Source organism: Polaromonas sp. SP1 (genome assembly GCF_003711205.1).
Classification (GTDB): Bacteria; Pseudomonadota; Gammaproteobacteria; order Burkholderiales; family Burkholderiaceae_C; genus Polaromonas.
Genome location: NZ_CP031013.1, coordinates 557179 through 568561, shown reverse-complemented (window position 1 = coordinate 568561; position 11383 = coordinate 557179). Strand labels below are relative to the sequence as shown.

Annotated in this window: 9 protein-coding genes and 1 tRNA gene; 1 reads left to right on the top strand and 9 read right to left on the bottom strand. The window is 65.7% G+C overall.

The annotated features are described in order from the left end of the window. Window positions 1-26: 26 nt before the first annotated feature. The 9 genes from mdoH to DT070_RS02670 all read right to left on the bottom strand — a co-directional run bounded on the left by mdoH (window position 27) and on the right by DT070_RS02670 (window position 10457). On the bottom strand, window positions 27-2027 hold the full coding sequence (mdoH, locus tag DT070_RS02710) for a glucans biosynthesis glucosyltransferase MdoH (protein ID WP_122954018.1): 2001 nt from the start codon (window positions 2025-2027) through the stop codon (window positions 27-29). Beyond that, on the bottom strand, window positions 2003-3613 hold the full coding sequence (locus DT070_RS02705) for a glucan biosynthesis protein G (protein WP_369973913.1): 1611 nt from the start codon (window positions 3611-3613) through the stop codon (window positions 2003-2005). The genes mdoH and DT070_RS02705 overlap by 25 nt, the downstream gene beginning before the upstream one ends. 240 nt (window positions 3614-3853) lie before the next feature. Further along, entirely contained in the window at window positions 3854-5218 is a 1365-nt protein-coding gene (locus tag DT070_RS02700; RefSeq protein ID WP_122954017.1) for a sigma 54-interacting transcriptional regulator, read from the bottom strand. Then, window positions 5215-5865, bottom strand: coding sequence for a hypothetical protein (locus DT070_RS02695; RefSeq protein WP_122954016.1), 651 nt, complete (start codon window positions 5863-5865; stop codon window positions 5215-5217). The genes DT070_RS02700 and DT070_RS02695 overlap by 4 nt, the downstream gene beginning before the upstream one ends. Then, window positions 5849-7270 (bottom strand): sensor histidine kinase KdpD, encoded by a 1422-nt coding sequence (locus DT070_RS02690; protein ID WP_194965966.1) that lies wholly within the window; start codon window positions 7268-7270, stop codon window positions 5849-5851. The genes DT070_RS02695 and DT070_RS02690 overlap by 17 nt, the downstream gene beginning before the upstream one ends. Before the next feature lie 33 nt (window positions 7271-7303). Then, entirely contained in the window at window positions 7304-8647 is a 1344-nt protein-coding gene (miaB, locus tag DT070_RS02685) for a tRNA (N6-isopentenyl adenosine(37)-C2)-methylthiotransferase MiaB (RefSeq protein ID WP_122954014.1), read from the bottom strand. Window positions 8648-8804: 157 nt separating this feature from the next. Beyond that, the gene (locus DT070_RS02680; protein ID WP_122954013.1) at window positions 8805-9272 is read right to left on the bottom strand and encodes a hypothetical protein; all 468 of its coding nucleotides are present in this window, start codon (window positions 9270-9272) and stop codon (window positions 8805-8807) included. Between the two features lie 149 nt (window positions 9273-9421). Next, a tRNA-Met gene (locus DT070_RS02675) sits at window positions 9422-9498 on the bottom strand. 161 nt (window positions 9499-9659) lie between these two features. Next, a complete protein-coding gene (locus DT070_RS02670) occupies window positions 9660-10457 on the bottom strand; it encodes an enoyl-CoA hydratase (RefSeq protein ID WP_122954012.1) in 798 nt (265 codons plus the stop codon). A gap of 102 nt (window positions 10458-10559) precedes the next feature. Between DT070_RS02670 and DT070_RS02665 the strand changes: the two genes are divergently transcribed. Beyond that, the gene (locus tag DT070_RS02665; RefSeq protein WP_122954011.1) at window positions 10560-11360 is read left to right on the top strand and encodes an enoyl-CoA hydratase-related protein; all 801 of its coding nucleotides are present in this window, start codon (window positions 10560-10562) and stop codon (window positions 11358-11360) included. Window positions 11361-11383 lie beyond the last annotated feature (23 nt).

Here is an 11383-nt window from a genome sequence, read left to right as displayed (position 1 = left end):
CTTTTTTCTTGGGCTTTTCAAACGCGTCAGGCCGCCTTCAGCCGAGGCTGGGCCAGCCGGCTTGCATGCAGCCAGGCGCGGCGCAGCACCGCCGGCGAGCGGGTCTCTTCCGGGATCAGCAGGTAGTTCTGCGCACGCAGGGCCGTGCCCACGCCGACCTTGCTGGTGAGCACCGTCATCGGGATCGCCAGCAGCAGCGGCAGGCCGACCGGGATCAGCCAGACCAGTGCGCGGGCATCGATCACCGCAATGCCGACGGCCAGCAGCACAATCACGCCGGACATGGGCGCCAGCTGCGCCAGCGCATGGCGCCAGGGCACGGCGGCCGCTTCGCGCGGGGGCGACTTCCATTCGAGCTTCAGGCCGGTGAGGGCCACCACCACAAACAGCGAATGCGCCAGCATGCGGATGGGCGCCTGCAGCAGCGCGATCAGCGTCTCCAGCAACGCGCTGCGCAGCAGGCTGGCGGTGCCGCCGTAAGAGGCCTGCTGGCGGTTGACCAGCACGGCGACGATGCCCAGGATGCGCGGCAAAAACAGCATGCACAGCGTCCAGCCCCAGAGCGCCATCAGCTCGCCCGGCAGCAGCGTCCAGTCGGCAATCATCGGCGAGCCCGACAGCCACAGCGCCGTGCCTAGCGTGAGGAAGCACAGCCACAGCGGCGCCGACAAATAGGCCATCGCGCCCGTGCCGAACATGGAGCGGTGCACCGGGTGGATGCCCGGCTCGGCGATCAGGCGCGAGTTTTGCAGGTTGCCCTGGCACCAGCGGCGGTCGCGCTGCAGCTCGGCCAGCAAATCGGGCGGCTGCTGCTCGTAGCTGCCCACCAGGTCGCCCACCAGCCACACGTGGTAGCCGGCGCGGCGCATCAGCGCGGCCTCGACAAAATCGTGCGACATGATGCTGCCGGCCATGCCGCCCGTGCCGCTGATGTGCGCCAGCGCGCAGTGCTTCATGAAAGGCTCAATGCGGATGATGGCGTTGTGGCCCCAGTAGTGCGACTCGCCCATCTGCCAGAACTGCATGCCCAGCGTGAAGAGGCGGCCCGTCACGCGCGAGGCGAACTGCTGCGCGCGCGCATGCAGGGTCACGTGGCCGATGGCCTGCGTGGCAGTCTGGATGATGCCGGCCTTGGGGTTGGCTTCCATCAGCTTGACCATGGAGACCAGGCAGTCGCCGCTCATCACGCTGTCGGCGTCCAGCACCACCATGTAGCGGTAGTCCTTGCCCCAGCGGCGGCAAAAGTCGGCCACGTTGCCGGCCTTGCGGTCGGTGCGGCGTTTGCGCAGGCGGTAATACACCTCGATCTGCGGCTGGTCCGGGTGGGCCGCCAGTTGCGTGCGCAGGTCTTCCCATGCGGCGCGCTCGGCCTGGATGATGGCCGGGTTGTTGCTGTCCGACAGCACGAACACGTCAAAGCTCTGCACATGGCCGGTCATCGCGACCGACTCGCAGGTGGCGCGCAGGCCGGCAAACACGGTGCGCACGTCCTCGTTGCAGATCGGCATGATGATCGCGGTGCGTGTGCTCGCATCCAGCGGGACATGCTGGACTTTTTTGGCCGACAGCGCGTGCTTGTCGCCGTAAATCGTCACGTAAAAACCCATCATCGCGGTCATGAAACCCGTCACGACCCAGGCCGACAGCAGCGCAAACAGCGTGATCTGGCCGTACTGCAGCCAGGCGTTGTCGTAGTCGGGCTGCATGTCGGCAAAGATGCTGGTCGCCAGCACCGTGCTGACCAGCGTCAGCAGCAGGAACACGGTGCGGCGGCGTTTGGCCGCGCGCTGCCAGGCCTCGGGCCGTGGGGCGGGCAGGGGTCGCAAGGCGGCAGGGTCGGCCGCCTTGAAGAGGGCCAGCATGGGCAGCAACACGGCGGTTGCCATGCTGTTCCAGAAGCCGCGCCAGGGGCGCGGCGCCATCGAACCACGGTTCAGCGGCGGCGCCGTGACCGAATTCGGATGACGTTCCTCACGCAGGGGGCTGCGCGGGGCAGCGGTGGTCAGGGTGTGATCAGGTTGGTCCATGTTTCGCTTACGGTGTGGTTGTCGTGTTTGAGGAAGGCGCGCAGCTCAACAGGCTGGGCCGCGTTCAGCCGCTGCACGCGCAGCGTCATGCGCCAGGCGCCGGTGGCGGGGTTTTTGTAGGCCAGGCTTTCGAGCACACGGCCGTTGGCATTGGCGCTGGAAATTGCTTCGACCTTCGCGTCTTCGGGCAGCGCGTCCAGCGCCGGGCCGGCAAAGTCGATGACGTACTGGACCTGGTCCTTGAGGTCGGTGCCGGCCTTGGCGTAGCCGAAGCCGCGGCGCGACTGCGTCACCCAGCCGTTGGGCGGCAGCTGCTGGTTCTTGCCCTGCCAGCTGATCTGCCAGGCGATGTCCAGCGATTGGCCCGGGGCCGGCAGTTTTTCAGGCACCCAGTAAGCCGCGACGTTGTCGTGCGTCTCATCGGGCGTGGCAAATTGAAACAGCTCGACCCGGCCGGCGCCCCAGTCGCCCACGGGCGTCACCCAGGCGCTGGGCCGCATCTCGTAGCGGGCCTCGGTGTCTTCGTAGTTGGCAAAGGCGCGGTCGCGCTGCATCAGGCCAAAGCCCTTGAGCGACTTCATCGCAAAAGAAGTCACCAGCGGCGACGACGGGTTTTGCAGCGGGCGCCACAGCCATTCACCGTCGCCGGTGGCCATCATCAGGCCGTCGGAGTCGTGCACCTCGGGGCGAAAGTCGCCAGGCCGGGGCTGGTTTTCGCCAAAGAAAAACATGCTGGTCAGCGGCGCGATGCCCAGCGAGGTGATGGGCGCGCTGTTGCCGGACGTGGCGGCCGGGCGCATGAAGATGCGCGCCTGCACATTCGTGGTGGTTTGCTCGCCCGCCTGGACGTCAAAGCGGTAGGCGCCCGTCATGCGCTCAGAGTCCATCACCGCATACAGCGTCAGCTGCTGGCTTTCACCCGTGGGCTTTTGCAGCCAGAAATCCGTGAAGCGGGGAAATTCTTCCTTCGCGCCGCCGGCGCCGCCCGCGGTGTCGACCGCCAGGCCGCGTGCCGAGAGGCCGTAGCGTTGGCCGGCGCCCAGCGCCCGGAAGTAGGTCGCGCCGGTGAACACGACCAGCTCGTCCTTGTAGGTGGGCGAGTTGAGGTTGCTGAAAAAGCGCACGCCGCCGTGGCCCAGGTCGCCCCAGGTTTCGGGCGACAGCTTGTTTTTACCGAAATTGAAGGTGGCAGGGTCGTAGGGCAGGCGCTTCACGCCGCTTGTCGTGATTTCGTGAATGCGCACCGAATCACCGTGCCGGCCGACGTGGAAAAAGTTCGCCTCAAAGGGGAGTTTGTCGGCGCGCCACAGCGTGCTGGCGGCATTGAAACGGATGTCGCGGTAGTCGTCGTACTCCATCTTTGCCAGCTCGGTGGGCACGGCGTGGGAGGCTTCGCGCCAGGGCGCTTGCGAGCGCTGGCGCGCGATGGCGGCCACATCGTCGAGGTCAAAGGCATGGGCCTGGCCTGCCGCCAGGGTCAATACCGCCAGGCTGGCGCAGGCCGCCATCCGGGCCTGCAGCCCAAAGCCGCCGCGGCGTTTCGGGCCGCCGGAGCTATCAAAAAAAGACAGGAAAAAAGCTGGCATGCCATGACTAGGGCAAACCCTGTGCCAGCTTCAAAAAATTGTTTTAAATCAATGGCTTACGAGTGATACCTGACATCACAAAATGTAATCAGGCCGAAAGGTGCCCAGAACCGCTGTTTTTGTCGCCAGTGAGCGACAACTTCTGGGGGTGAAGTAATTAAACCTTTTTAAATCAACAGCTTAAACCTGTCGCCAGACAGCGACGATCACCGGCGGCATGGCGACAAACTCAGGACAAGCCTAAGCCTTGAAGTGGCCCGGCGTCAGCCCGTGCTTTTGCATCAGCCGGTAGAACTCGGTCCGGTTGCGGTCGGCCAGCCGGGCTGCGTCGGCCACATTGCCGTCCGTCAATTTGAGCAAGCCCACCAGGTAGTCGCGCTCAAAGTGCTGCTTGGCCTCGGCAAAAGTGAGCACCTGCACGCTCGGCGAGCGCAGCGCGCGCTGCACCAGTGCCAGCGGCACCAGCGGCGTGGTCGACAGCGCGCAGACCTGCTCCACCACGTTGTAGAGCTGGCGCACATTGCCCGGCCAGGCCGCGGTGGTCAGGGCCTTGAGGGCTTCGGGCGCGAAGCCGCTCAGGCGCTTGTCGTATTTGGCCGCCAGCTTCAGGAGGAAGTGGTTGGCCAGCAGCGGAATGTCTTCGCGGCGCTCCGACAGCGGCGGCAAGGTCAAGGTGACCACATTGAGCCGGTAATACAAATCGGCGCGGAACTGGCCCTCGGCCATGGCCGCATCCAGGTCGCGGTGCGTGGCCGAGATGATGCGCACATCTACCGGGATCGACTGGCTGGAGCCCAGCGGCCGCACCACGCGCTCTTGCAGCACGCGCAGCAGCTTGACCTGCAGCGCGGGCGGCATGTCACCGATCTCGTCGAGCAGCAAGGTGCCGCCGTCGGCCGCCTGGAACAGGCCCTTGTGGTTGGCCACGGCGTCGGTGAAGGCGCCCTTGACGTGGCCGAACAGCTCGGACTCGAGCAGGGCTTCGGGAATCGCGCCGCAGTTCACGGCGATAAACGGTTTGCTGGCCCGCGCGCCGGCCTGGTGGATGGCCTGGGCCAGCAGCTCCTTGCCGGTGCCGCTTTCGCCGCGCAGCAGCACGCTGGCGTCGGATTGCGCCACCATGCGCGCCTCGGCCAGCGCCTCGGCCATGCGGCTGGAGCGGCTGATGATCTGGTTTTGCCAGGCTTCGGGGCTGCCGCGTTTGGCCGGGTTGGCGGGCGCGCTCAGCGCCAGCGCCTGGGCGATCTTGTCGAGCAGCCCCTTGCCGTCAAACGGCTTGGTGAGGTAGGTGAACACACCGCGCTCGGTGGCCTCCACCGCGTCGGGAATGGTGCCGTGCGCGGTCAGCAAAATCACCGGCAGCGAAGGGTGTTGCTGGCGGATGTCGTCAAAGAGCGCCAGGCCGTCGCGTCCCGGCAGTTGCACATCGCTGAGCACCAGTTGCGGCCGCTCGATGTGAATCTGCGTCAGTGCTGCTTCAGCCGAGGTGACCGCCGTGACACGGTAGCCCGCCGCGGTGAGCCGCATGGTGAGCAGGCGCAGCATGTCCGCATCGTCATCGACAACGAGCAGGTGCGGCGATATGACGCTGGCGATATCGTTCATGGCGCGGGGCGGTTTCGAACTGAAGGCGCCGAGGCCGGGGCGGCGGGTGGTCGGCTTGTCAGGCTGCGTTCAATCGCCTTGAGGGCTTCCAGCCGCTCGTTGGTCTGGTCCAGCCGGCGCTGCACGTCACGCAACTGCTGGTTTTGTTTGTCGAGTTGTTCTTCAAGGCGGCGCTGCTCGGCATAGCGCGATGCCAGCAGCCGGGCCAGCGGGTGCAGCGGCTGCGCCTCGGCATTGCCCAGCACGCGGGCCAGCAGTTCCTGGGCACGTATCAATTCGGGTAACTGGCGCAACTGGCTCAGCACCAGCGACAGCTGGACCTGGGCCTCGGGGCTGGCGGCGTCGCCCAGCCGGGCGGCTTCCTGCGTGAGGTCGGCCGGCGGCATCACGCGCACGCGCTCGGCATAAGCCAGCATGCGCAGCGTCATGCCGCTGGTGAATACCACGGCCTCGGGCAAGGGGGCGGGCTGGCTGGCGCTGGCCCGCGCGGCCTCGGCGGCGGCAGCGGCTGCGGCACGCGCCGCCTGGGCGGCCGCAGCGGCGTCAGCGGCGTGATCGGGGGCCGGGCCGCTGCCGCATGCGGCCAGCAAGGCCGCCGTGGCCAGGGCCGCCAATGGCCGAAGGGAAAAATCAGTACTTGGAAGCATGGGGTAGCTCTATTCTGAAGTGTGCACCAGGCTGGTCCGGCATCAGGGAGATGCTTCCGCCGTGCGCGGCAATGTATTCATGGACGATGGACAGGCCGATCCCGCTGCCGCGCACCACGTCGGTGGGCTGGCGCTCGCCGCGGTAAAACGGCTCGAAGATCCGCTCGCGGTCGCCTTCGGCCACACCCACGCCCTGGTCATGGATGTCGATGCGGGCAAAGCCCTGCTGGTGGCTGAGTTCCAGGCGGATCAGGCCTTTGGCCGGCGAGTAGCGGATCGCGTTGGACAGCAAATTAGCCAGCGCCGTGCCGATTTTTTCGGCGTCGATTTCCATCACCAGCGGCTCGCCGACGACGGTGACGGACAGCTCTTTGGCCCGCCACTGCAGGCGCTGGGCGTAGACCTGCTCTTCCAGCACCTGCAGCAGATCGACGCCCTGGCGGCGCAACTGGCGTGCCTCAAAAGCCGCGGTGTTAAAGCGCAGCAGGTCTTCGATCTGGCCCTGCAGCACGCCGGTGTTGTGTTTGAGGATTTGCGCGATCTCGCGCTGGTCGCTGGTCAGCGTGCCGGCCACGCCGTCTTCCAGCAGCGACACGCCTTCGCGCAGCGAGGCCAGCGGCGTCTTGAGCTCGTGCGAGATGTGGCGCAGAAAGCGCGACTTGTCGGCGTCGAGCTCCACCAGCCGCAGGCGCAGCCAGTTCAGCCGCTGGCCGACCAGCGCCAGGTCGGCCGGCCCCTGGATGGCGATGACTTTGTCGAGCCGGTTTTCGCCCAGGCCGACGATGGCGTTTTCCAGGCGTTTGAGCGGCAGTGTGAACCAGATGCCGAAGGCCAGCGCCATGGCCACGGCCAGCACGATGGCCCAGGTCACTTGCTGCGCCAGCTGCTGGCGGCTGGCTTCGAGCTTGCCTTCCAGCGATTTATTACGCTGCTGGATGGCCTGCTGCACCTGCACCGCAATCGCGGCGTTAATGCTCTCCAGTTCGCGAAACTCCTGCGCGAGCTGGCGTTCGCGGTCCAGTGCGGTGTCGGGCGGGCCGGTCAGCAGGCCGGCCATGGCCTGCAGGTGGGCGCGCCACTGCCGGGCCCTTGCCGCCGGGATGTTTTCGCGGGCCAGGCCGTCCAGGATTTGGGTGGCTTCACGCACTTCCTCATTGAAGCGCTCCCTGAGCACCCGGTCGTCCAGCACAACCGACTGGCGCGAGGTGCGCTCCATCGAGACGCTGCGTTCGCTCAGCGACTGCGCCGCGCCGCTGAGCTCCAGCGCCTGCGCGGCATTGCTGCGGCTTTGCTGGGTGAGGTCTTCCAGGGTGAACAGGGCGCGCAGCGAGGCGGCGCCCAGCAGCGCTGCGATCAGCAGGAAGGCGATGACCAGCAGCTGGCGGAACGAGAATCTCTGAAGCATGCGCGTGGGGTGCGTCAGCAGCGCGCCGGTGCGTCAGGCCGCCACAGCGACGTCCCGCGTGAGGACTTCACCGCGCAGCGAGCGCTGCGTGGCCTGGGTGATGGTGATGTCCAGCATCTGGCCGATCAGGCGCGGCTGGCCCTTGAAGTTGACCACGCGGTTGCATTCGGTGCGGCCCATGAGCTCGGTCGGGTCCTTGCGCGAAGCGCCTTCGACCAGGATGCGCTGCACCGTGCCCTGGCGGCTGGCGCTGATGGCGCGCACGTTGTCGTCAATCGCGGCTTGCAGGTGTTGCAGGCGCTTGAGCTTGACCTCGTGCGGTGTGTCGTCCTGCAGCGCGGCGGCCGGTGTGCCGGGGCGCGGGCTGTAGATAAAGCTGAAAGAGGTGTCGTAGCCGATCTCGTCGATCAGCTTCATCATCTTGCCGAAGTCGTCTTCGGTTTCGCCCGGAAAGCCGACGATGAAATCGCTGCTCATGGCCAGGTCGGGCCGGATGGCGCGCAGCTTGCGGATGGTGCTCTTGTATTCCATGGCGGTGTAGCCGCGCTTCATCGCCATCAGGATGCGGTCGGAGCCGTGCTGCACCGGCAGGTGCAGGTGGTTCACCAGCTTGGGCAGCTTGGCGTAGGCGTCGATCAGGCGCTGCGTGAATTCGTTGGGGTGGCTGGTGATGTAGCGGATGCGCTCGATGCCGGGGATGTCGGAGACGTATTCGAGCAGCGTCGCGAAGTCGGCGATCTCGGCTGTATCACCCATGGGCCCGCGGTAGGCGTTGACGTTCTGGCCCAGCAGCGTCACTTCCTTCACGCCCTGGTCGGCCAGGCCGGCGACTTCGACCAGCACGTCTTCAAAGGGCCGCGAGACCTCTTCGCCGCGGGTGTAGGGCACCACGCAGTAGCTGCAGTACTTGGAGCAGCCTTCCATGATGCTCACAAAGGCGCTGGCGCCCTCGACCCGCGCCGGCGGCAGGTGGTCGAACTTTTCGATCTCGGGAAAGCTGATGTCGACCTGCGGCTTGCCCAGGCGGGCGCGGCTGGCCAGCATTTGCGGCAGGCGGTGCAGGGTCTGCGGGCCGAACACCACATCGACGTAGGGCGCGCGCTGGATGATGGCCGCGCCTTCCTGGCTGGCCACGCAGCCGCCCACGCCGATCAGCACGCCTTTTTCCTTCAGGTGCTTGACGCGGCCCAGGTCGCTGAAGACTTTTTCCTGCGCTTTTTCACGCACCGAGCAGGTGTTGAAGAGGATCAGGTCGGCCTGTTCCATGTCCTGCGTCGGCTCGTAGCCCTCGGCGGCATGCAGCACGTCGGACATCTTGTCCGAGTCGTACTCGTTCATCTGGCAGCCGAAGGTTTTGATAAAGACTTTTTTGCTCATGATGGCGGTCGGTGGGGCTGGGTATTGGGAGGGGGCGGCAGCGGCGGTGGGGTGGAAGCCGGTCTGCTATGAATTTAGGAGCTATCAGCCAAGGCGCTTAAAGGGCTGGGGGCTGATTTCATGCCTGAGCTGCGCTTGCAGGCCAGGGCGGCGCAGACTACTGCTTGTAGGCCGGCAGCTGGTGGTACGGCGTCTTGCCGTTGTCCGCCGGCGCCTTGGTGGAGGAGTCGGTGACGAAGTTGAACAGCGTGTCCTTGTTGCCGGCACGCTTTTCCTTGGCTTCCTCGGCATTGAGGATCCAGACTTCCTGGATCAGGCCGTTGGGGTTGCGCACGTAGTTCACCACCAGTTTCTGGTTCAGAAACGGGCCGGACAGCACAAAATTGTTGTTGACGTCGCGGATGCGCGCACCGACCGAGAGGCGGTCCTGCTTGCCGTCCATCGAGATCACCGGCGGCGCCAGCACCACCATTTCACCGCGGATCGCTTTGGCGGGGAACTGGCGGATATTGGGCTTGACGGGTTCGGCCGGGTCGGTCTGCGCCAGTGCGGGCAGGCCCAGCAGGCCGGCGCTGGCGGCCAGTGCCAGCAGGAGGGTGTGGAGGCGGGAGTTGCAGCGGTTCATGGTATGTGTCCAGAGGCTGTTGAATATCAAAAGGATAGCAAAGAATGGCGAAAGCGCGCCACAAAATGCCCTAAACGGACCCGGAAAACCCAAAACACAATGAACAAAGCCCCAGGGGAGGGGACCCTCTGGGGCTTTGAAAGTATTTTTGGTGGTCGTAGGTGGACTTGAACCACCGACATCAGCATTATGAATGCTGCGCTCTAACCAACTGAGCTATACGACCGACAGCCGACGATTATAGCCAAAACTTCAGGCATGCCGCAACGCCGGGGGCTACCTAAAACCAGCATGAGCCCCGGAACCGGCTTCGCCGGGCCGGAGGGCGGGCGGCCCCCTCGGGGGGCAGGAAGCTACACGAAGTGAGCGACCGTGGGGGCTCCATGTTTAGCGGTGTTTAAACACCGGTTTCCGTTTGTTGACGAAGGCGTCCATGCCTTCTTTCTGATCGTCGGTGGAAAACAACGAATGAAACAGGCGCCGCTCAAACATCACGCCGTCGCTCAGGCTGCTTTCAAAGGCGCGGTTGACGGCTTCCTTGGCGGCCATGACGCTGGTCTGGCCGAAGCCGCAGATCAGCAGGGCGGCGCCCAGGGCTTCGTCCATGAGTTTGTCCAGCGGCACCACGCGGCTGACCAGGCCCGAGCGCTCGGCTTCCTGGGCGTCCATCATGCGGCCGGTCAGGGCCATGTCCATGGCTTTGGATTTGCCCACGGCACGTGGCAGGCGCTGCGTGCCGCCGGCGCCGGGGATGATGCCCAGCTTGATTTCGGGCTGGCCGAACTTCGCGTTGTCGGCCGCGATGATGAAGTCGCACATCATCGCCAGTTCGCAGCCGCCGCCCAGGGCAAAACCGCTGACGGCCGCGATCACCGGCTTGCGCACGCTGCGGATCTGTTCCCAATTGCGGGTGATGTAGTCCTGGTTGTAGACGTCGGCAAAGGTGTAGGTCGCCATCGCGCCGATGTCGGCGCCGGCGGCAAAGGCCTTTTCGCTGCCGGTCAGGATCATGCAGCCGATGCTTGCATCGGCGTCAAAACCCTTGAGCGCCTGGCCCAGTTCGTCCATCAGCTGGTCGTTCAGGGCGTTGAGCTGCTTGGGCCGGTTCAGGGTGATGATGCCCACTTTGCGGCCTTCAGGGCCTTCGGTGCGGGTTGCGATGGTTTCGTAAGTCGTGGAAGGCATGTCGGAAGTCCTCTTTGAGCTGAAAAAGCGTCTCCAATGATGCCATGGGCCCGGCCAACGCAAGCTCGCCGGCGATGCTAGATTCAGGGGAGGAGACCTCTTATGACCACACCCGAATCCACTGTTCTTTACGCCGTCGAGGGCGCTGTCGCCGTCGTCACGCTCAACCGCCCGCAGGCGCTCAACAGTTTTACCCGGCAAATGCACCGCGAGCTGTGGGCCGCGCTGGACCAGGCCGAAGCGGACCCACACATCCGCGCCCTCGTCCTCACCGGCGCAGGCCGCGGGTTTTGCGCGGGCGCCGACCTGGCCGAGTTCGATTTCTCTCCCGGCCCCAACCGCATCGAGCGCGCCGACCCCGGCCCGCTGATCGACCAGGCCTTCAACCCCACGGCGCGCCGGCTCACGGCGCTGCGCATGCCCACGGTGGCGGCGGTCAACGGCGTGGCGGCCGGCGCGGGCGCCTCACTGGCGATGACCTGCGACATGGCGGTGGCCGCGCCCGGCGCCAGCTTTATCCAGGCCTTCAGCAAGATCGGCCTGGTGCCCGATGCCGGCAGCAGCTGGTTCCTGGTGCAAAAGCTCGGGCTGGCCCGCGCGATGGCGCTGGCCTTCACCGGCGACAAACTGCCGGCCGCGCAGGCCAAGGAATGGGGCTTGATCTGGGACGTGGCGGACGACCCGCTGGCCGCCGCCACCGCGATGGCGCAGCGCCTGGCAGCCCTGCCGACCAAGGCGCTGGTGGCGACCCGGCAGCTTATGCGTGAAGGCGTGACGCGCACCCTCAACCAGCAGCTCGACGCCGAGCGCGACATGCAATCGGCCCTGGGCCATACGCATGATTATTTCGAGGGGGTGGCGGCTTTTCTTGAAAAGCGGCCGGCGGTTTTCAAGGGCGAGTAAAACTGCGCTTGCTGGTTCTCTTG